Below are 19,344 nucleotides of genomic sequence, written 5' to 3'. Positions count from 1 at the left end.
TCAGGCTGACCAGTTCTGCCGGACTTTCCGCGCCTTCTACCTAGTCGCAGGATAAATAACTCTATTCTACCGCAAAATATGTATGTCATCATCCATCATTTGGCCTTGGCTGCCGATGAGGTTTTCGAGGGCTCTGTCGAGCTGGACGAAAGCTATTTCGGCGGACAGCGTAAAGGCAGACGTGGTCGAGGTGCGGCAGGAAAAGTGGTTGTCTTCGGCATTCTGAAACGCAACGGACGGGTCTATACCGTTGTGGTGGATAATGCCAAGTCTGAAACGTTATTCCCTGTCATCAAAAAGAAAATCATGCCGGACAGCATTGTTTACACGGATAGCCTGAGCAGCTATGATAAGTTGGACGTGAGCGGTTTTATCCATTACCGCATCAACCATTCCAAGGAATTTGTCGACCGTCAGAACCACATTAACGGCATTGAGAATTTTTGGAATCAGGCAAAACGTTTCTTGCGAAAATACAACGGAATCGATCGCAAATCTTTCCCGCTGTTCTTGAAAGAATGCGAATTTCGATTTAACTTCGGCACACCGTCTCAACAGCTTAAAATCCTGCGAGATTGGTGTGGAATTTAGGGCTAATCTACGTCAGCCCCTTAGTTTTTGATGACGTTTACGGCGTAATGGGCAGTAGTGTTACGGCGGGCTTGGGCGCGCATCATATAGACCTGCACTTTATATTTGCCCGATTGGGTAGCGATACCGTCAAATTTATCGCCTTGTGCCGAACCGTTAAATACGGCTTCATCGTCTTTGGGTGCCCATACGTTGAAATAGGCGTTAGGGCTGCCGGTTTTACTGATGCGCAGGCGGTCGCCCTTGCGTACGGAGAACAAATGCTCGGCGGTTTGATAGCCGGTGATTTTGCCGGAAAAACGCTGCTTGGTTTGTTTGTGTGCCGAAGCTGGTTTTGAAGCTTCCGCTTTAGGCGTGGCGGCATTTGAATAAGTGGTAAACAGTAAGGGAAGGGCGGCTAACAAGAGAAATTTTTTTCATGGGTTGGGTCTCCGAATGTGGGGCGCCAATATGGCACTCATTTTGATAACCCATCAGTATGTTCATATTTTTATAAAGCCAAAGCCGAATAGGGCAATATTCATTTTTTCAATCAGGCCGTCTGAAAACAAATATTATTCAGACGGCCTTTTCTGATAATATAACAACGAATTATTCCTTTCGGAGCCGTTATGACCTTCCCGCCACTCAAATCTCCCCTGAAATTTTACGCCGTTGTTCCCACTGCTGACTGGGTCGAGCGCATGGTCAAAGCAGGTGCCGACACGGTGCAACTGCGCTGTAAAATCCTGCATGGCGACGAGTTGAAACGTGAAATCGAACGTTGCGTCGCCGCCTGTCAAAACAGCGCAACCCAGCTTTTCATCAACGACCACTGGCGCGAAGCGATAGAAGCGGGCGCATACGGCGTGCATCTCGGACAGGAAGACATGGACACCGCCGACCTTGCCGCGATTGAAGCCGCCGGTTTGCGCTTGGGCTTGAGTACGCACTCCGTTGCCGAACTCGACCGCGCCTTGTCCGTACACCCCAGCTATGTCGCCAGTGGCGCGATTTTCCCGACTACGACCAAACAAATGCCGACCGCGCCGCAAGGTTTGGACAAACTGCGCGAATACGTCAGACAGGCACGCGGTACGCCCGTCGTTGCCATCGGCGGCATCGATTTGAACAATGCCGAAGCCGTACTTGCCACCGGCGTTTCCTCACTCGCCGTTGTCCGCGCCGTGACCGAAGCGGAAAATCCCGAAGCGGTGGTTAAAGCGTTTCAGGCTTTGTGGAATGAATAAGGCCGTCTGAAAATAAGAAGTCTGACAAGAGGAGCAAACATCATGAAGATTATATTGAACAATGAAACCATCACATTAAACGGCACAACCGTTGCCGACCTTATTGCCCAAACCGTGCCGCAAAAGCCTTTTGCCGTCGCCGTGAATACTGGATTTGTCGCCAAAGGCGCGTATGCGGAAACGGTTTTGAACGAAAACGACAAAGTCGATATCGTGCGGCCGGTAGTCGGCGGCTAGGCGGTTTGCAATCAACAGGTCGGGTATTTGCGCCCGACTTTTGCCTGTTTGAATATCGGGCAGGGTTGCCCGATTGCCTTATGCTTAAAATCTAAAAAACAATACAAAGGAATCCATCATGTTTACCCTATACGGAGAAACTTTCCCTTCACGGCTGCTGCTCGGTACGGCTGCTTATCCGACGCCGGAAATCCTCAAGCAGTCTGTCCAAATCGCGCAACCGGCGATGATTACCGTTTCATTGCGCCGCGCCGGCAGCGGCGGCGAAGCGCACGGGCAGGGTTTTTGGTCGTTGTTGGAAGAAATGGGTGTGCCTGTGTTGCCCAATACCGCAGGCTGTCAAAGCGTGCAGGAAGCTGTGACCACTGCGCAAATGGCGCGCGAAGTGTTTGATACCGATTGGATCAAGCTCGAACTTATCGGCGATGATGACACGTTGCAGCCGGATGTGTTCCAACTGGTTGAAGCGGCGGAAATCCTGATTAAAGACGGCTTCAAAGTGCTGCCTTATTGCACCGAAGATTTGATTGCCTGCCGCAGATTGCTTGATGCAGGCTGTCAGGCGTTGATGCCGTGGGCGGCGCCGATTGGCACGGGTTTGGGCGCGGTTCACGCCTATGCGCTGAAAGTCCTGCGCGAACGTCTGCCCGATACGCCGTTGATTATCGACGCGGGCTTGGGTTTGCCTTCGCAGGCGGCGCAAGTGATGGAATGGGGTTTTGACGGCGTGTTGCTGAATACCGCCGTTTCCCGTAGTGGCGATCCGGTCAATATGGCACGCGCTTTTGCGCTTGCGGTCGAGTCCGGTCGTCTGGCTTATGAGGCGGAACCTGTGGAGGCGCGTGAGAAAGCGCGCGCCAGTACGCCGACGGTGGGTCAGCCTTTCTGGCATTCGGCGGAATATTGATAAACATTAGGGCGTGTCGAACACGCCCTTTTTTGTTGGTGAAAACTTGATTTCAGATTGAACAGAATGTTCAGACGGCCTTGGCCAAAAGCTGTTTCAGTGGCTTTAAGATTTGCCATGCCTGCGCTTTGAGTTGCGGCTGCATCAGCAGGCGGGCGGGGTGGGGAATGACGAAATGCGGCCGCTCTGCACACAATTCGTTCATCAGCCCGAGCATGTCGGGGCTGTCGAAGATTTTGCCGAGAAATAAGACTGCGCGCGCTTGCGAAGCGGTCAGCTCGTTTTGCATTTCGGCAAGCTCGGAGTGGATGTGTTCGGCATCGGGCAGGGCGGTGAACACGGGCGCGGTTTTGACCCATGCGGTTTTATGCGCCTGCTCGGGCTTGAGGCCGATGGCGGCGAGGATGTTGTCGAGAAGCGTGCCGACGTCGCCGCTAAACAGCGTACCGTGCAGGCTATCTTCGGTGGACGGGCAAATGCTGACCACCATGATTTCAGACGGCCTGATGGTTACGTCAAGACGGGGCAGATTGTCTGAATGCGCGGCTTTTTCTGTTTTTGCCGGTGTTTCGGCAATGGCTTTGGGTGATGCTTCGGGAGCGCGGACAGCAGGTTTGGCCGTTTGCGCTGTGGCAATGGCGGCAGTGCGTGCCTGATTGGCACCTGCGGATAAAGTACGCACGGCTTGCGCGGTATCGGCAGCAATGGCTTTGGGGCGGACGGGTGCGGCTGATGCTGCGGTTTGAGGCGCGGCATGGATGATTTTGGCGTTTTGGTTCAGCCACATCGGGCCCAAGCCCAAGGCTTCGTGCAGGTGCAGGTAGCGGCTGCTTAACATGATTTCTCCATCAATACGGCATCTTCGCTGCCACCGTCGGGCAGGACGTAGTAGTTTTTGCGGCGGCCGCAGGTTTGGAAGCCGTGTTTGCGGTAGAGCCGTTGCGCGGTTTCATTGTTTGCGCGGACTTCGAGCAGCAATCGGGTTGCGCCTTGCTGTTGCACTGCGTTTTGCCAGTGTTGCAGCAAGGCGGACCCAATGCCTTGGCGGCGGTATTCGGGCGCGACGGCAATCAGGTGCAGCTCGGATTCGTCAAATACGGTTTGCCATACGATAAAGCCGGTAATTTGGTGGTCTGCCTGGCTGAGCCAAACGCTGTCGGGATGGTGTTGAACCGCTGACTCAAACTGCTGCGCCGTCCACGACGAAGGATTGCCTTGTGCGTCGATGGAGGCAAGGATGGGGCAGTCGGCAAGTACGGCTGGGCGCAGGTTCACGGTTTGGCCTTTTGTTGGGCTTGCTCTTGCGCGGTCAGGGCAATTTTGTTGCGGACGTAGAGCAGCTCGGCGTGCGCTGCGTCAGCAGCAGGATAGCGGCCGCTGTGGGCAAGTTTGAGATAGTCGGCGGCGGTCGGCATATCGGCCTGACCGTCAAAAGGCGGCTTGTCGGCGAGGGCAAAGGCATTGCCGATGCCGCCGGTAGGCGTTTTGCCTTCGGGCGCGGCAATGGCGGCGGCTTTGCCAACCGTATAGTCGCTCAAGCGGACGTGGTTTTGCGTATCAAACCATGCGTAGAACACTTCGCCCATACGCGCATCGGTGGCCGCCAGTACGCAGCTTGATGGCGGTAGCAGCGAAGCTGTGGCATCGAGGCAGGGAATGCCGATCATGGGCGTGTCAAACGGTGTGGCCAAACCTTGTGCAACCGCCGCGCCGATACGCAGGCCGGTAAATGCGCCGGGGCCTTGTGCATAAACGATGCAGCCCAAATCGGCAGCCGTGATGCCCACTTCTTTGAAGAGGCATTCGATTTGCGGCAGGATTTGTTCGGATTGCTTGGTGCCGACGTTTTCGTGGAACAGGTAGATTTCGCCTTGATGTTCCAATGCGATAGACAAAAAGGATGTGCTGGTGTCGATGGCAAGAGTCGGGCGGTTGTCGGTTGGCATGGTGTTATTTTTTAGAAAGATATGGATTGCCATTATAGTGGAACAGCGAGGGGGAACAAAGCACTCGGGCGGCGCTTGGGTAAAAACGCCGTTTACCGCAAAGCTGTTCGATAAGTGAACCAAGGTTTCAGGCCGTCTGAAAACGTTTCAGACGGCCTTGTTTTATTTGTCGAGTTTCAATAAAGGCGAACCTGCTTTTTCAACGGCGCGGCGGTAGGCTTTATGCGCTTCGATGCGTTGCAAATAAGCGCGGATATTGGGGTAATCGGCAAAATCGAAGCGGTCGGCCGCGGCTTGCAGCGGATAGCTCATCATGATGTCGGCACCGCTGAGGCTGTTGCCGACCAACCATTCGCGGTTTTCCAACTCGCTGTCGATATGGGCAAGATGCAGCGCGGCTTGCGGATGGATAAAGCTGCTTTTGACGCTGCCGCTGATTTTGCGGGCAATCGGTTTGACGAAAAACGGCATGGGCGCGCTTTCAATTCGGCGGAACACCAGTCCGAGCAGCAATAACGGCATCAGCGAACCTTCGGCATAATGCAGCCAGCGTTGATATTGCCAGTATTCGCGGCTGCCGCGTTCGGGCATCAGACGGCCGTTGCCGTAGGTTTGAATCAGATAGTCGGTAATCGCGCCGCTTTCCGCCAAGATAAAGCCGTTATCATCCAATAAAGGCGATTTGCCCAAGGGATGGATGGTTTTGAGTTCGTCAGGGGCGAGCAAAATGTCGGGATGGCGGCGGTAGGTTTGTAGACGGTAAGGCGTACCGAGGATTTCAAGCAGCCAAACAATGCGCAGGGCGCGGGATTGGTCGAGCGAATGCAGGGTAATCATGAGGGGCTTTAAATATTGGTTTGTTTGAGGCCGTCTATGCTGATTTGGCAGGCATCGGCGTATTTTTGCAGGGTTTTGGCCGATAGTTTGACGAATACTTCGGGGCGGAAATGCCGCCGCAGCTGCCATTTCCATACGCCTGCCGCCATGGCTAAGCCGGTTTCATCATAACGGCAGCGGAACATATGGTAGTACAGCGGCGAATATTCGCCTTTTTCGACGGCTTCGCGCGCGGCCTGCGTTTGGGCATCGAGTTCACACACCGCCATTTCGGTGGCGTAGGCTTCGTCCTGCCAACCGTTGCTGGTGGCCGCTTCGTAGTGGCCGTCGCGGGTGCCGTAGATGACTTTGCGGTGGCCGTGGTAGCTGGCGCTGTTGTCTTGAGGAATGTCGTCAATCTTCATTCAGACGGCCTTTACTGCTTCCAAAAGCATGAAACATGTTGAAAAACGGCCGCTTTCCGGAACGTAACACAGGATTTTTTGGCCGTGTTCGATGGGAAAGGTGCGCATAAATTCTTCAAGGATGATGTAAATCGAGGCCGAACCCGTGTTGCCCTTACTGTGCAGATTGGTAAACCATTTTTCCTGCGGAATGTCGAAGCCGATGTTTTTCAGGCCGTCTGAAAGGCGGTCGCGGAAAAAGCCGGAAGAGTAGTGTGGCAGGAACCAATCGATTTCTTCGGCGCGGATGCCGTGTTTGGCGGCGATTTGGGAGAGGGGTTTTTCCACTGTATAGCGGACGATGTTTTCGTTCAGCAGTTTGACGTCTTGTTTGACCGCCATCAGGCTGTGGCGGCGGCCGTAATCGGCATCGGCGTGTTTCCAGCCTTCAAATACGCCGTCGCGGAATTCTGCGCCGGCATACATGCAGGGCGGCATTTCGTTGGCGTAGGAAAGCAGGTCTATCCAATGGATTTTCAGGCTGAGGCCGTCTGAATTGGGGCGGTCGGACAGATACACCGCGCCTGCGCCGTCAGACAGCATCCAGCGCAAAAAGTCTTTTTCAAACCCGATTTCGGGGGACGCGTTTTCCAGTTTTTTATGGTCGGTTTCACTTTGGAATACTTCGCCGCGCATGACCGCCGAGGCGTTTTCGGAAGCAACGGAAACCGCATGTGCGTGTTCGCCGGTGCGTACGGCGTTGTAAGCGTGTTTCATCGCCGCCACACCTGCCGCGCATACGCCTGCCATGCTGAACACTTCGCAAGGCGGCATATCCAGCAAACCATGCACCATCACGCCGTGTCCGGGCATGGTTTGGTCGGGATAGGAAGTGGCGCATGCCAGGCTGCCGATGGCTTCTGCTGGAACGCCTTGGGCAAACAGTCCGTTGACCGCTTCGGCAGCCAATTCGGCATTGGTGTGCGTCGTCCGGCGACTTTCGGGATCGATGGCGTAATGGCGCGACAAAATACCGTTGGAACGCAAAATCATACGGCGCACGCGTGAAGGTACATCGCCTGCCATGCCGAGGACGGCTTCCATTTCGTCATTGCCGACGGGGGCATTGGGCAGGAAGGCAGAAACGCGGTTGAGATAAACGTCTTTGAGTGTGTTATTCGATGTCATGATGTGTTTGTCAAAATATTCAACCGATAAACCGCGCCGCGTAGTCGCAGCTTGCAGTCAACGGGATGTAGTGTGTTTCGGCGTACTCCATCAGCGCGCTCACCAGCAGTTTGGCAATGCCGCGATGACGGAAGTTGGGCGAGACCTCGGTATGGTTTACGTCCCAGCCGCCGTTGTGTTCGGTATAGCTGATATAGCCTGCTTCCAAACCGTCAATGTCGATTTGAAAGCGACGGCGTTCGGGGTAGTGGATAACTTCGGGCATGATGGATTCCTGGTTTGAAGCCGTCTGAAACAGATTATCTGCCTGACGGTTGTTCATAATAGTCCGCCAGCTTTTTCAGACGGCCTTTGAGCAGCGGATGCAGCAGTTTTTTCAAAATTACACTGATGGGTAAAACCACCAAAATCATCGCCAATAAAAAGACGATGTAGAAGCACAACAAGGCACGGCGCAAGAGCGGAGAAATACGGCCTGCCGCCATCAAAAGCTTGCCCCAGATGAAGAAGCTGCGACCGGCGGCGCGTTCGCTGAAAATCAGTTTTTCATTCACTGTCGCCGCACCCATATTTTGAAACAGGGTTTCGTCCAAAGGCTGTTGGTTCAATAGTGTATCGCGCAATTTCGTCCCAAACCGCGCCGCATCCGCCAATTCTTCTTCAGCAATGCCGGCGGAGGGCAGGGAGCGGAAATAGCGTTTGTCGCCGGTCAGCATCCATGCGGGCGTGGTAATGAAACTTGCCGCGCTGTTGCAGTCATCGATTTTTACGATGTTGCCGATGAGTTTGGCGCCGTTTTGTTTCAGCAAAGATTTCATTTTTTCCTGCGCGCCCAGCCACATATTGCGGCAGCCGATAAGCGTGATGACCGGTTTGCCGTCTAACAGGCGGCGCGTTTCTTCGCGTTGCAAAAAGGCGGTAATCGGTTGCGAAGGAGAGAGGAACCAAACGGTGTAGGCAATAACCACCACATCGTAATCTTCGGATGGAATTTGCGGTGGCAGAATCGGGGCGGGTTTTAAATGGACGGTTTCAGGAAAAGTATCGAAAAAACGCCAAAACGGCCATGGAAACGGAAATGCCTGCTCCGGTACGATATTGACGCAATCGACCTGTATCCCGGCTGTTTGCAACGGCGCGGCAAAATTTCGCGCCAGGCTGGAGAGCTGCCCCGTTTGCGAGTAATGCATAATCAGCACTTTTTTCATTATCTTCCCTGCAATGAGTAAGTTATGGTTGGTTTGGACGGTATTATATAGTAAACCGACCTGCCTTGAACTTTATTCATATTCAGTATGTTCACGAAGGTTTCAACCGATTTGGATGGAAGCGCCGTATTCTGTCGGAATGGAGCGGAGAAGCGGATTTTTATGCCATGCCAACATGAACAACGGCCGTCTGAAATTTTTCAGACGGCCTTGTGTGGAAATCGGGACGCATGGTCTGGAACGGGATTTGCGCTTAAAACATGCGTGCAAATTGTATAGACAAAAAAATAACCGCTTCAATGCGGTTGGTGGTGGCCAGAGGCGGAATCGAACCGCCGACACACGGATTTTCAATCCGTTGCTCTACCAACTGAGCTATCTGGCCTTCGCGTGTTTCGTTGCGAGATGTGAATTAAACCAAATTTCGTTGCCTTGTGCAAGCGTTTGTAGGCTTTATTTTTGAGGCGGTAAATTAAGATTTTGTTTTGTATTGAATTATTTTTCGTTTTAATTGGCGGTTTTTAGGTTTGCTGGTTTGATTTTCAGACGGCCTAAGATACAATCGGCTTTTTTGCTTTGGATTTATGCCATGCTGTATGTGTTTGTTCGTGATATGTGGGATGTTTTGCGTTTGCGCTATCGTTCGCCGGAGACGTATTTGTATTCACCTTTGGTGATGGCGGCGGTGTTGCTGCTGTTGGGTGTGGTGAACGCGGCCAGCATGTCGCCTTTGTTTGGCAGTGGCGCGGCGGCGGTGTGCCTGTCGGTGATTTTGGTGATTGTGAAATGGTTGGTGTTGAGCCGCTCGATGCGCAAGGTGCTGCATTATTACGGTGCGCCCCGGTTGCCTTTGTGGGGCTTTATTTTGGTGTCTGAGGCTTTGCTGCTGCCGCTGTTGCTGGTGTTGTATGTGCCGGCGTTGGCTGCGTTTGCGCTGCTGTGGCAGGCTTGGGTTTTTGTGGTGCAGGTACGCGGTTTGATGTGGATGGGGAATGCGACGGTAGGCCGTGTTTTGGTGGGCTATCTGTTGTATGGTATCGGCGTGCTGTGTGTGGGTACGGTGATTTTGATGCTGTTTATTGCCGCCGGTTGGTTGGACATGGAAACGTTGAATCAAAACCTGCAGGCGTTGACGTCTGCCCGTAAATAATCAATGAAAATTGGAAGGCCGTCTGAAATGTTCGGACGGCCTTTGTTTTATGTGTTTGTTTCGTGGTCTTGCAGGATTTTTTGATAGACGGGGTCGGGGAGGTAGCGGCCTATCATGTCGCGCCAGCCTTGTGGGCCGACCAGGCCTTTGACCATGGTGGAGGATACTTCGGCTATTTCGCGCGGCGGCATCAGGAAGACGGTGGAGATTTCGGGGGCGATGTCGCTGTTGATGTAGCGCATCGAGCGTTCGTATTCGTAGTCGGCGGCGGAACGGATGCCGCGGACGATAAAATTGGCTTTGGCTTCGCGGGCATAATCGACCAAAAAGCGGTTTTCAAACACGCTGATGCGGACATTGGGGAAGGGGTGGGTAATGGCATCGAGCATGGCGCGGCGTTCTTCTATGGTGTAGGTGCTGCGCTTTTCGGGATTGGTGCCGATGGCGACAATGAGTTCGTCAAAGAGGGATTGGGCTTCCTGTATCATCCACAGGTGGCCGAGGGTGGGAGGGTCGAAGCTGCCTGCGTACACTGCACGGCGCGGAGTGGTCGTGGTCATTTTGGGTTGGGAATGGGGTTTGTGTACGTTCAGGATAGGGGAGTTTGCCGGTGATGTCAAAAATCAAAAAGGCCGTCTGAAATTTCAGACGGCCTTTGCGGCTTTATCAGTCGTCACCGCTAATAGAGATGAGGATTCTCAAGAGGCTGCTGAAAATGTTGTAGATGGAGATGAAGATGGTCAGCGCCGCGCTGATGTGGCTGTCTTCACCACCGTCGATAACGGCACGCACCTGCCACATAATCATCAGGGAACTGAAGACAACGAAGCCGGCCGCGATGGTCAGGCTCAGGGCAGGGATGTTGAGGAAGATGTTGGCCACAACGGCAATCATGAGCACGATGGCGCCGGCACCGAGGAAGCTGCCGAGTTTGTTCATGTTCATTGTGGTGCGGCGTGCCATAGCGGACATGGTGAAGAATACACCGGCGGTCATGGCGGCGGCTGTGCCGACGATTTGCGCGCCGTTGTTAATAGACAGGGTGTATTGCAACATAGGGCTAATGGCAAGGCCCATACCGAAAGTGAAGATCATCAACAGGGCTACGCCGACGTTGCTGTAACGGTTTTTCTCGATCAGGAAGGTCATGCCGTAGAAAAAGCCGAAGAAGGCGGCCAGGGCAACATAGTATGAACCGAACATGGCGAAAATGTTAAAGCCTGTTTTGGCGGAAAAGAATGCGCCGGCAATGGCAGGAATGAAAGACAGGCCGAGCAGGCGGTAGGTTTTTTGCAGGACGGTATTTTTGGCAACCGAGCCTTGCGAGGTATAGTCGTAAACGTCGTTTTGCATGGCGTTTGCTCCAGTGTGGATTGAAATAAATGAAATTTGGATTCTAACAGAGAATCATGGGTTTGTATGATTTATCTGTTCTATTTGCCTAATATGCGGGGCAATCGGGAATTTTAAAGGCCGTCTGAAAATCGGGTTTCAGACGGCCTTGGCTTTTCAATGCTTATTTAGGCTCTTGCGGAACGTAGCCTTGTACGGCATCTGCTCCGTCGCCGAAGAAGTATTGTTCCATCTGCTGGGCGAGGTATTCGCGCGCGCGCGGATCGGCAAGGCTTAAGCGGTTTTCGTTGATCAGCATGGTTTGGTGACGGGTCCAAGCCATCCATGCTTCTTGGGAAACGTTTTCAAAAATGCGTTTGCCCAATTCGTTGGGCAGCGGCGGAAATTTCATGCCTTCGGCTTCTTTGCCGAGTTTGACGCAGTGAACCATACGGGTCATGGTGGTTTCCTTATGTGGGGTTGCAAAGGTTGGTATTTTAGCCGATTGCACGGATAGGGGAAAGCGTGGGTTTCAGACGGCCTGAAACCTTGCTATGATGGTCTTTTCTGTTTATTCAGGCAAAGATTATGAACCGCCTCGATACTGCCCGCCGTTATTCCCTTTTTCTCGCCCGCCAGCTCGACAACGGCAAACTCAAGCCTGAAATTTTCCTGCCCATGTTGGACAAGGTTTTGACCGAAGCTGATTTTCAAGCTTTTGCCGATTGGGACAAAATCCGCGCGGAAGAAAACGAGGAAGAATTGGCGCGGCAGTTGCGCGAGTTGCGCCGCTATGTCGTGTCGCAGATTATCGTGCGCGATATAAACCGCATCAGCGATTTGAACGAAGTAACCCGCACGATTACGCTGTTTGCCGATTTTGCCGTCAATACCGCATTGGACTTTTCCTACGCCTATTATCGGGATATGTACGGCACGCCGATCGGGCGTTATACGAAATCGCCGCAGCATTTGAGCGTGGTAGCGATGGGCAAGGCGGGCGGCTATGAGTTGAACGTGTCTTCCGACATCGATTTGATTTTCGTCTATCCCGAATCGGGCGACACCGACGGCAGGCGCGAACGGGGGAATCAGGAGTTTTTCACCAAAGTCGGGCAGAAATTGATTGCATTGTTGAACGACATTACCGCCGACGGGCAGGTGTTCCGCGTCGATATGCGGCTGCGGCCGGACGGCGATTCGGGCGCGCTGGTGTTGAGTGAAACCGCGCTGGAGCAATATCTGATTACACAGGGGCGCGAATGGGAGCGTTATGCGTGGTGCAAAGGCCGCGTGGTTACGCCGTATCCGAACGACATCAAATCGCTGGTGCGCCCCTTTGTGTTCCGCAAATATCTGGATTACAGCGCGTATGAAGCGATGCGCAACCTGCACCGCCAAATCCGCAGCGAAGTCAGCAAAAAAGGTATGGCGGACAACATCAAACTCGGCGCGGGCGGCATCCGCGAAGTCGAATTTATCGCCCAAATTTTCCAAATGATACGCGGCGGACAAATGCGCGCGCTGCAACTGAAAGGCACGCAGGAAACGCTGAAGAAACTTGCCGAGCTGGGCATCATGCCGTCTGAAAACGTCGAAACCCTGCTGGCCGCCTACCGATTCCTGCGCGACGTCGAACACCGCCTGCAATACTGGGACGACCAGCAAACCCAAACTCTGCCCACCTCGCCCGAACAGCAACAACTGCTCGCCGAAAGCATGGGTTTCGACAGCTATGCTGCTTTTTCAGACGGCCTCAATGTGCATCGGAACAAAGTCAATCAGTTGTTCAACGAAATTTTGAGTGAACCCGAAGAGCAAACGCAAAGCAACAGCGAATGGCAATGGGCATGGCAGGAAAAACCCGATGAAGAAGAACGGCTAGGCCGTCTGAAAGAATATGGGTTTGATGCCGAAACCATCGCCACGCGGCTTGACCAAATCCGCAACGGCCATAAATACCGCCACCTTTCCGCCCACGCCCAGCCGCGTTTCGACGCCATTGTGCCGCTGTTGGTACAGGCGGCGGCCGAGCAACCCAACCCGACCGACACATTAATGCGGCTGTTTGACTTTCTCGAAAACATCAGCCGCCGCTCCGCCTATCTCGCCTTCCTCAACGAACATCCGCAAACCTTGGCTCATCTGGCACAAATCATGAGCCAAAGCTCATGGGTGGCGGCGTATCTGAGCAAATATCCGATTTTGCTGGACGAACTCATCAGCACGCAGCTTTTGGATACCGCGTTCGACTGGCCGGCCCTTGCCGCCTCACTTTCAAACGATCTCAAAGCCTGCGGCGGCGACACCGAAGCACAAATGGACACACTGCGCCATTTCCAACACGCCCAAGTCTTCCGCCTAGCCGTTCAAGACCTTGCCGGATTGTGGACGGTAGAATCACTTTCCGACCAGCTCTCCGCACTTGCCGACACCATCCTTGCCGCCGCCCTGCCGTGCGCGTGGGCGGATATGCCCAAAAAACACCGTGATGCGCCGCAATTTGCCATCATCGGCTACGGCAGACTGGGCGGTAAAGAGCTCAGCTATTCCTCCGATCTCGACTTGGTCTATCTTTATGACGACCCTCATCCCGATGCAGGCGACGTGTACAGCCGCCTCGCCCGCCGCCTAACCAACTGGCTTTCCGCCGCTACCGGCGCAGGCAGCCTCTACGAAACCGACCTGCGCCTGCGTCCCAACGGCGATGCAGGTTTCCTCGCCCACAGCATCGCTGCCTTTGAAAAATACCAACGTGAAAACGCATGGACATGGGAACACCAGTCCCTCACCCGCGCCCGTTTTATCTGCGGTACGCCTGATGTTCAGATGGCCTTCGATCGTATCCGTACTGAGATGCTGACCGCTGAACGCGACCAAACCGTTTTAGCAGGCGAAATCATCGAAATGCGCGAAAAAATGTTTCCCACCCACCCGCCTGCCGACAGCAACGTCAAATACGCGCGCGGCGGCGTGGTCGATGTTGAATTTATCGTCCAATATCTGATACTTGCCCATGCCCGCCAGTATCCGCAACTCCTCGATAACTACGGCAACATCGCCCTATTGAACATCGCCGCCGACTGCGGCCTCATCGACAAAACCCTCGCCGAACAAAGCCGCACCGCCTACCGCTTCTACCGCCAGCAGCAACACAACACCAAACTGCGCGATGCCAAAAAAACCGAAGTAACGGACGAGTTGCTGACCCACTACGGCAATGTGCGAAAACTATGGCAGGAAGTATTCGGGGCAGAAGTGAAGTTCGGATAAGCAGGCAGGCGTATTTAACGCGTCAATATAATTTGATTTGCCGTCGCAACACACTCACTTCAAATAGTAGGTTTTATGTAAGGAAGATATTTTTATAAAAGCTGATTGGCAGCTTGAAGCGGTAACTGTCGGGTATAGAGGGAAGCTTTTTGTTTGCGTATTACTGATTCAGTTTGAGCATGGTATGCAAAAACTGTTCTCATTTTGTGTCGATATTGTGATATAGCAAAACAAGTTCTAAAATATGCTGCTTATTTATATATTAAAAACAAGGAGAAACTGATGTCTAAGGTTACGGTACTCGGTGGCGGTCTGTCGGGCCGTCTGATGGCGTTCCAACTGGCAGAGCAGGGCATTTCGGTCGAGTTGTTTGAGAAAGGCGAACGCAACGGCGCGCAAGCCGCCGCTTATGTTGCCGCGGCCATGCTGGCGCCGTCTGCCGAAGCGGTGGAGGCAACGCCCGAAGTCATCCGTTTGGGCAAACAAAGCATTGCGCTTTGGCGCGCGATTGTCGGCCGCCTGAATACGCCGGTGATGATACAGGAAAACGGCAGCCTGATTGTCTGGCACACGCAGGACAAGCCGCTTTCTGCCGAGTTTGCCCGTCATTTGAAGCGCGGCGGCGTGGCGGAACATGAAACCATACGTTGGAACGCGGATGAAATCGCAGCCAACGAGCCGCAACTGGCAGGGCGGTTTTCAGACGGCCTGTATCTGCCGACAGAAGGGCAGTTGGACGGACGGCAGGTATTGAATGCGTTGGCCGATGCTTTGGAGTCGATGAATGTAGCGTGTCATTGGTCGTGCGAACGCGAAGTCGAAGATTTGGCAGCGCAATACGATTGGGTCATTGACTGCCGCGGTTATGGTGCAAAGAGCGCGTGGAACAGGCCGTCTGAAAGCGTTTTGCGCGGCGTTCGCGGCGAAGTGGCGCGCGTTTACGCCCCCGAAATTGAGCTGTCCCGCCCCGTGCGTCTGCTGCATCCGCGCTATCCTTTGTATATCGCGCCGAAGGAAAACCATATTTTTGTGATTGGTGCGACCCAAATCGAAAGCGAAAGCCAAGCGCCGGCCAGCGTGCGTTCCGGTTTGGAACTTTTGTCCGCGCTGTACGCCGTGCATCCGGCATTTGGCGAGGCAAACCTTTTGGAACTGACCACCGGCCTGCGCCCGACTTTAAACCACCACAACCCCGAAATCCGCTTCAACCGCGAACGCCGCCTGATTGAAGTCAACGGCCTGTTCCGCCACGGCTTTATGATTTCCCCGGCCGTTACCGGCGCGGCCGTGCGTTTGGCCGGTGCGCTGTTTGCCGGAAGCGACATTCCCGAATACGACGAAACCAGTGGTTTGCCGTATATCCGCGCTGCGAATTGAAGCTGTTGCGGACGAAGTGGCTTGAAAATCGGGCAAATTGTTTGTGAAAGACAGCCACAGGCCGTCTGAAAATGATAAAATCGCCGTCAATTCAATTAACCTTGCGTCTGAAAACCGCATGATGCCGTATTCAGACGTCAACCAATTTCCTATTTAACGATAAGCACATGACAACCCAAACCCTTTTAATCGAACTTCTCACTGAAGAACTCCCGCCAAAAGCCCTCAATAATTTGGGCAACCATTTTGCCGCTTCCGTTGCCGAAGGCTTGGAAAAGGCGCAACTGATTGACGGCGCAGCCGAATACACTGCCTACGCTTCTCCGCGCCGTTTGGCCGTTCAAGTCAAAAACGTGAAAGCCGTTCAAGCCGATCAAAAAATTGTGAAAAAAGGCCCTGCCGTGGCGAATACCATGAAAGACGGTGCGCCGACTAAGGCTTTGGAAGGTTTTGCGCGCGGTGCGGGTGCGAAAATCGAAGACTTGACCATCGTCCACGACGGCAAGCAAGACGTGTACGCCTACGAATACGTCCAAACCGGCAAACCGCTGGGCGGGCTCTTGGAAGATATTATCAATCAAGCGGTTAAGAAACTGCCGATTCCGAAAGTGATGCGTTGGGGCAGCAGCACGTTTACCTTCGTGCGCCCTGTTCACGGGCTGATCGTGCTGCACGGCGGCGACATCGTAAACGTCAACGTCTTGGGCCTGCAAAGCGGCAACAAAACATTGGGTCACCGTTTCCTCTCCAGTGGCGAAATCGCCATTGAAAATGCCGACAGCTACGCCGCACAAATGCGCGAGCAAGGCAAAGTGGAAGCATCGTTTGCCGAACGCAAAGCCGCCATTCAGACGGCCTTGAACGAGCAGGCAGGCCGTCTGAACGCGACCGTTGCCGCCGATGAAGCATTGTTGGACGAAGTGACCGCATTGGTCGAATGGCCTGTGGTATTGGAAGCCGGTTTTGAAGAACACTTCCTCGCCGTACCGCAGGAATGTTTGATTCTGACCATGCAGCAAAACCAAAAATACTTCCCGCTGCTCGACCAAAACGGCAAGTTGATGAACCGCTTCCTGCTGGTGTCCAATCTGCAAACCGAAGATTCGTCACACATCATCCAAGGCAACGAACGCGTTTTGCGCGCGCGCCTGTCTGATGCCGAGTTCTTCTACAAACAAGACCAAAAAGCGACTTTGGAAAGCCGCCTGCCGAAATTGTCCAGCGTGGTTTACCACAACAAAATCGGTTCGCAAGCCGAGCGCATCGAACGCCTGCAAAGCATTGCCGCCCATATCGCCAAAGCTTTGGGTGCGGATGCCGCCGCAGCCGAGCGCGCCGCACGTTTGGCCAAAGCCGACTTGGTAACCGAAATGGTCGGCGAGTTCCCCGAACTGCAAGGCACCATGGGTAAATACTATGCCCGCTTGGACGGCGAAACCGAAGAAATCGCCGAAGCCATCGAGCAACATTACCAACCGCGTTTTGCCGGCGACAACCTGCCAAAGGGCAAAGTGGCAACCGCCGTTGCTTTGGCCGATAAACTGGAAACCTTGGTCGGCATTTGGGGCATCGGCCTGATTCCGACCGGCGACAAAGACCCATACGCCCTGCGCCGTGCCGCCTTGGGTATTTTGCGTATGCTGATGCAGTACGGTTTGGACGTAAACGAACTGATTCAGACGGCCTTCAACAGCTTCCCGCAAGGTTTGCTCAACGAGAAAACGCCGTCTGAAACCGCCGACTTCATGCAGGCGCGTTTGGCCGTGTTGCTGCAAAACGATTATCCGCAAGACATCGTTGCCGCCGTATTGGCGAAACAGCCGCGCCGTTTGGACGACGTAGTGGCCAAACTGCAGGCCGTTGCCGCGTTCAAACAGCTGCCCGAAGCCGCCGCATTGGCCGCAGCCAACAAACGCGTGCAAAACCTGCTGAAAAAAGCCGATGCCGAGTTGGGCGCGGTTAACGAAAGCCTGTTGCAACAAGACGAAGAAAAAGCCCTGTATGCTGCCGCGCAAGGTTTGCAGCCGAAAATTGCCGCCGCCGTTGCCGAAGGCAATTTCCAAACTGCTTTGTCCGAACTGGCTTCCGTCAAGCCGCAAGTCGATGCATTCTTCGACGGCGTGATGGTTATGGCTGAAGATGCCGCCGTGAAGCAAAACCGTTTGAACCTGCTGAACCGCTTGGCAGAACAAATGAACGCAGTTGCCGACATTGCGCTCTTGAGCGAATAAGGCCGCGTTTCAGTTGCCCCTCTTTTCAGGCTGCCCGATGTTTCAGGCAGCCTGAAGTTTTTCGGGCGTATCCCTTACATGGCGTTCAAGGGTATAATTTGGCAGATTTGTCGCACGACAAATCGCGCACATAAACAATTTCCCACATTCAAGAGGCAGATTATGAATATCCCAGCCATCCGAACCGCACTCGATGCCGTGTTGATTCCCACCACAATACGCACTTTGGGCAGCGAAAAAGCCGTTTCGCTTCTGGAAGAGCATTCAGACGGCCTGCATATCGGCCTGAAATTCGCGTTCCCAGTTGCCCATATTGCCGCAGACATTGCCAACGCCGTTCAAGAAGCCGTCATTTCGCATACCGGCGATACCCACATTCACTTGAGTATCGATACCGAAATCGGTACGCATAAAGTTCAACCCGGCGTAGCAACCATCAAAGGCGTGAAAAACATTATCGCCGTTGCATCGGGCAAAGGCGGCGTCGGCAAATCAACGACCACTGCCAACCTTGCCACCGCAATGGCCAGAATGGGCGCGCGCGTCGGCGTACTCGATGCCGACCTGTACGGCCCAAGCCAGCCCACCATGCTCGGCGTACAAGACCGCAAATCCGACCAACAAAACAAAAAACTCATTCCCGTTGAAGCCGAAAGCGGCATTCAAGTGATGTCCATCGGTTTTCTGGTCGATACCGACCAAGCCGTCGTTTGGCGCGGCCCGATGGTCAGCCAAGCCTTGCAACAGCTTATGTTCCAAAGCGAATGGGACAATGTCGATTATCTCTTCATTGACCTGCCGCCCGGTACCGGCGATATCCAATTGACCCTGTCGCAAAAAATCCCCGTAACCGGCTCCGTTGTCGTCACCACGCCGCAAGACATCGCCCTGATTGATGCACGCAAAGCCGTGGATATGTTCAACAAAGTCAATATTCCGATTTTGGGCGTTTTGGAAAACATGTCTGTCCATATTTGCACCAACTGCGGCCATGCTGAAGCAATCTTTGGCGCAGAAGGCGGTAAAAACCTGGCAGAGCGTTTGAACGTACCATTGCTCGGCCAGCTTCCGTTGAGCCTGCCTGTACGCGAAGCCATGGACAGCGGTACATCTTCGGCCTTGTTTGAAAACAACCAAACTATCGCCGACATCTACACCGAAGCCGCCTTCCAAATTGCACTGGCCATTGCCGATAAAGGCAAAGACTTCAGCAGCCGCTTCCCGAAAATCGTCGTCGAATAAAAAAGTTTAAAAAAGTGTTGACAGCTGTGTGCCCCATCTCTATAATGCACAGCTTATCGGGTCGTTAGCTCAGTCGGTAGAGCAGCGGACTTTTAATCCGTTGGTCGAGCGTTCGAATCGCTCACGACCCACCAAATATAAAAACCTGCTTTGAAAAAAAGCAGGTTTTTTTGCGTTTGAATTTTGGTATTTTGTTGAGTATATTTTGTTATT

The 19,344-nt window shown here is 53.6% G+C and carries 20 protein-coding genes, 2 tRNA genes and 1 pseudogene; 10 read left to right on the top strand and 13 right to left on the bottom strand.

Annotation, left to right across the window (positions count from 1 at the left end):
- Positions 1 to 61: 61 nt before the first annotated feature.
- Positions 62 to 591, top strand: a pseudogene (locus ACTHTK_RS04785) (IS1595 family transposase); the annotation flags it as partial.
- A 20-nt stretch (positions 592 to 611) separates the two neighbouring features.
- Here ACTHTK_RS04785 and ACTHTK_RS04780 read toward each other — a convergent pair.
- Positions 612 to 995, bottom strand: a complete 384-nt coding sequence (locus tag ACTHTK_RS04780; RefSeq protein WP_004518967.1) for a hypothetical protein — start codon at positions 993 to 995, stop codon at positions 612 to 614.
- Between the two features lie 207 nt (positions 996 to 1,202).
- On the opposite strand from ACTHTK_RS04780, the gene thiE reads away from it, so the two are divergent.
- From thiE to ACTHTK_RS04765, 3 genes are all read left to right on the top strand, one after another.
- Positions 1,203 to 1,820, top strand: coding sequence for a thiamine phosphate synthase (gene thiE / locus ACTHTK_RS04775; RefSeq protein WP_440378437.1), 618 nt, complete (start codon positions 1,203 to 1,205; stop codon positions 1,818 to 1,820).
- Between the two features lie 42 nt (positions 1,821 to 1,862).
- Entirely contained in the window at positions 1,863 to 2,057 is a 195-nt protein-coding gene (gene thiS / locus ACTHTK_RS04770; protein ID WP_070814602.1) for a sulfur carrier protein ThiS, read from the top strand.
- Positions 2,058 to 2,175: 118 nt separating this feature from the next.
- The gene (locus ACTHTK_RS04765; RefSeq protein WP_049332237.1) at positions 2,176 to 2,964 is read left to right on the top strand and encodes a thiazole synthase; all 789 of its coding nucleotides are present in this window, start codon (positions 2,176 to 2,178) and stop codon (positions 2,962 to 2,964) included.
- A gap of 70 nt (positions 2,965 to 3,034) precedes the next feature.
- Here the strand turns inward: ACTHTK_RS04765 and ACTHTK_RS04760 are convergent, their stop codons facing one another.
- From ACTHTK_RS04760 to ACTHTK_RS04720, 9 genes are all read right to left on the bottom strand, one after another.
- Positions 3,035 to 3,802 carry a uracil-DNA glycosylase family protein gene (locus tag ACTHTK_RS04760; protein WP_440378436.1) on the bottom strand — a complete coding sequence of 256 codons (768 nt, stop codon included), beginning with the start codon at positions 3,800 to 3,802 and terminating at the stop codon, positions 3,035 to 3,037.
- Entirely contained in the window at positions 3,796 to 4,239 is a 444-nt protein-coding gene (gene rimI, locus ACTHTK_RS04755) for a ribosomal protein S18-alanine N-acetyltransferase (protein ID WP_440378435.1), read from the bottom strand. The genes ACTHTK_RS04760 and rimI overlap by 7 nt, the downstream gene beginning before the upstream one ends.
- Complete coding sequence (gene tsaB, locus ACTHTK_RS04750; protein WP_440378492.1) at positions 4,236 to 4,943, bottom strand: tRNA (adenosine(37)-N6)-threonylcarbamoyltransferase complex dimerization subunit type 1 TsaB; 708 nt, start codon at positions 4,941 to 4,943, stop codon at positions 4,236 to 4,238. The genes rimI and tsaB overlap by 4 nt, the downstream gene beginning before the upstream one ends.
- Positions 4,944 to 5,072: 129 nt before the next feature.
- Positions 5,073 to 5,747 carry a glutathione S-transferase family protein gene (locus ACTHTK_RS04745; protein WP_440378434.1) on the bottom strand — a complete coding sequence of 225 codons (675 nt, stop codon included), beginning with the start codon at positions 5,745 to 5,747 and terminating at the stop codon, positions 5,073 to 5,075.
- A gap of 8 nt (positions 5,748 to 5,755) precedes the next feature.
- Positions 5,756 to 6,151, bottom strand: a complete 396-nt coding sequence (locus ACTHTK_RS04740; RefSeq protein ID WP_440378433.1) for a hypothetical protein — start codon at positions 6,149 to 6,151, stop codon at positions 5,756 to 5,758.
- On the bottom strand, positions 6,152 to 7,318 hold the full coding sequence (locus ACTHTK_RS04735; RefSeq protein WP_440378432.1) for a beta-ketoacyl-ACP synthase III: 1,167 nt from the start codon (positions 7,316 to 7,318) through the stop codon (positions 6,152 to 6,154). It abuts the gene before it with no gap.
- A gap of 19 nt (positions 7,319 to 7,337) precedes the next feature.
- On the bottom strand, positions 7,338 to 7,640 hold the full coding sequence (locus ACTHTK_RS04730; RefSeq protein ID WP_440378431.1) for a GNAT family N-acetyltransferase: 303 nt from the start codon (positions 7,638 to 7,640) through the stop codon (positions 7,338 to 7,340).
- Positions 7,618 to 8,526, bottom strand: coding sequence for a dialkylrecorsinol condensing enzyme (locus tag ACTHTK_RS04725; RefSeq protein WP_440378430.1), 909 nt, complete (start codon positions 8,524 to 8,526; stop codon positions 7,618 to 7,620). Before ACTHTK_RS04725 ends, ACTHTK_RS04730 begins: the two co-directional genes overlap by 23 nt.
- Before the next feature lie 309 nt (positions 8,527 to 8,835).
- Positions 8,836 to 8,911, bottom strand: a tRNA-Phe gene (locus tag ACTHTK_RS04720).
- Positions 8,912 to 9,115: 204 nt separating this feature from the next.
- On the opposite strand from ACTHTK_RS04720, the gene ACTHTK_RS04715 reads away from it, so the two are divergent.
- Positions 9,116 to 9,676, top strand: coding sequence for a hypothetical protein (locus ACTHTK_RS04715; protein WP_049336656.1), 561 nt, complete (start codon positions 9,116 to 9,118; stop codon positions 9,674 to 9,676).
- A 47-nt stretch (positions 9,677 to 9,723) separates the two neighbouring features.
- On the opposite strand, the gene coaD is transcribed toward ACTHTK_RS04715, so the two are convergent.
- The 3 genes from coaD to ACTHTK_RS04700 form a co-directional block, all read right to left on the bottom strand.
- Positions 9,724 to 10,236, bottom strand: coding sequence for a pantetheine-phosphate adenylyltransferase (gene coaD, locus ACTHTK_RS04710; RefSeq protein WP_049345008.1), 513 nt, complete (start codon positions 10,234 to 10,236; stop codon positions 9,724 to 9,726).
- Between the two features lie 106 nt (positions 10,237 to 10,342).
- A complete protein-coding gene (locus tag ACTHTK_RS04705) occupies positions 10,343 to 11,029 on the bottom strand; it encodes a Bax inhibitor-1 family protein (RefSeq protein WP_107723788.1) in 687 nt (228 codons plus the stop codon).
- Between the two features lie 163 nt (positions 11,030 to 11,192).
- Positions 11,193 to 11,468, bottom strand: a complete 276-nt coding sequence (locus ACTHTK_RS04700; protein WP_003682648.1) for an oxidative damage protection protein — start codon at positions 11,466 to 11,468, stop codon at positions 11,193 to 11,195.
- Positions 11,469 to 11,596: 128 nt separating this feature from the next.
- On the opposite strand from ACTHTK_RS04700, the gene glnE reads away from it, so the two are divergent.
- The 5 genes from glnE (at position 11,597) to ACTHTK_RS04675 (ending at position 19,265) form a co-directional block, all read left to right on the top strand.
- Positions 11,597 to 14,281 (top strand): bifunctional [glutamate--ammonia ligase]-adenylyl-L-tyrosine phosphorylase/[glutamate--ammonia-ligase] adenylyltransferase, encoded by a 2,685-nt coding sequence (gene glnE, locus ACTHTK_RS04695; protein WP_440378429.1) that lies wholly within the window; start codon positions 11,597 to 11,599, stop codon positions 14,279 to 14,281.
- 282 nt (positions 14,282 to 14,563) lie between these two features.
- Entirely contained in the window at positions 14,564 to 15,658 is a 1,095-nt protein-coding gene (locus ACTHTK_RS04690) for an FAD-dependent oxidoreductase (RefSeq protein ID WP_440378428.1), read from the top strand.
- A 167-nt stretch (positions 15,659 to 15,825) separates the two neighbouring features.
- Positions 15,826 to 17,889 carry a glycine--tRNA ligase subunit beta gene (gene glyS / locus ACTHTK_RS04685; protein WP_440378427.1) on the top strand — a complete coding sequence of 688 codons (2,064 nt, stop codon included), beginning with the start codon at positions 15,826 to 15,828 and terminating at the stop codon, positions 17,887 to 17,889.
- 162 nt (positions 17,890 to 18,051) lie between these two features.
- Positions 18,052 to 19,131, top strand: a complete 1,080-nt coding sequence (gene apbC, locus ACTHTK_RS04680) for an iron-sulfur cluster carrier protein ApbC (protein ID WP_440378426.1) — start codon at positions 18,052 to 18,054, stop codon at positions 19,129 to 19,131.
- Between the two features lie 58 nt (positions 19,132 to 19,189).
- Positions 19,190 to 19,265 (top strand) — tRNA-Lys (locus ACTHTK_RS04675).
- Positions 19,266 to 19,344 lie beyond the last annotated feature (79 nt).

This window comes from Neisseria sp. P0006.S009, from assembly GCF_051962915.1.
Taxonomy (GTDB): domain Bacteria; phylum Pseudomonadota; class Gammaproteobacteria; order Burkholderiales; family Neisseriaceae; genus Neisseria; species Neisseria subflava_E.
The sequence above is the reverse complement of the archived record's forward strand: the minus strand, read 5'-3'. Positions and strand labels throughout refer to the sequence as shown.

Bases quoted from the DNA above. Each gene is read 5' to 3' on its own strand.
- glyS (WP_440378427.1), top strand. From the start codon at position 15,826: ATGACAACCCAAACCCTTTTAATCGAACTTCTCACTGAAGAACTCCCG.
- ACTHTK_RS04700 (WP_003682648.1), bottom strand. From the start codon at position 11,468: ATGACCCGTATGGTTCACTGCGTCAAACTCGGCAAAGAAGCCGAAGGC.
- glnE (WP_440378429.1), top strand. From the start codon at position 11,597: ATGAACCGCCTCGATACTGCCCGCCGTTATTCCCTTTTTCTCGCCCGC.
- apbC (WP_440378426.1), top strand. From the start codon at position 18,052: ATGAATATCCCAGCCATCCGAACCGCACTCGATGCCGTGTTGATTCCC.
- thiS (WP_070814602.1), top strand. From the start codon at position 1,863: ATGAAGATTATATTGAACAATGAAACCATCACATTAAACGGCACAACC.
- ACTHTK_RS04760 (WP_440378436.1), bottom strand. From the start codon at position 3,802: ATGTTAAGCAGCCGCTACCTGCACCTGCACGAAGCCTTGGGCTTGGGC.
- ACTHTK_RS04735 (WP_440378432.1), bottom strand. From the start codon at position 7,318: ATGACATCGAATAACACACTCAAAGACGTTTATCTCAACCGCGTTTCT.
- ACTHTK_RS04765 (WP_049332237.1), top strand. From the start codon at position 2,176: ATGTTTACCCTATACGGAGAAACTTTCCCTTCACGGCTGCTGCTCGGT.
- ACTHTK_RS04725 (WP_440378430.1), bottom strand. From the start codon at position 8,526: ATGAAAAAAGTGCTGATTATGCATTACTCGCAAACGGGGCAGCTCTCC.
- ACTHTK_RS04690 (WP_440378428.1), top strand. From the start codon at position 14,564: ATGTCTAAGGTTACGGTACTCGGTGGCGGTCTGTCGGGCCGTCTGATG.
- coaD (WP_049345008.1), bottom strand. From the start codon at position 10,236: ATGACCACGACCACTCCGCGCCGTGCAGTGTACGCAGGCAGCTTCGAC.
- thiE (WP_440378437.1), top strand. From the start codon at position 1,203: ATGACCTTCCCGCCACTCAAATCTCCCCTGAAATTTTACGCCGTTGTT.
- ACTHTK_RS04730 (WP_440378431.1), bottom strand. From the start codon at position 7,640: ATGAACAACCGTCAGGCAGATAATCTGTTTCAGACGGCTTCAAACCAG.
- tsaB (WP_440378492.1), bottom strand. From the start codon at position 4,943: ATGGCAATCCATATCTTTCTAAAAAATAACACCATGCCAACCGACAAC.
- ACTHTK_RS04715 (WP_049336656.1), top strand. From the start codon at position 9,116: ATGCTGTATGTGTTTGTTCGTGATATGTGGGATGTTTTGCGTTTGCGC.
- ACTHTK_RS04745 (WP_440378434.1), bottom strand. From the start codon at position 5,747: ATGATTACCCTGCATTCGCTCGACCAATCCCGCGCCCTGCGCATTGTT.
- ACTHTK_RS04740 (WP_440378433.1), bottom strand. From the start codon at position 6,151: ATGAAGATTGACGACATTCCTCAAGACAACAGCGCCAGCTACCACGGC.
- ACTHTK_RS04705 (WP_107723788.1), bottom strand. From the start codon at position 11,029: ATGCAAAACGACGTTTACGACTATACCTCGCAAGGCTCGGTTGCCAAA.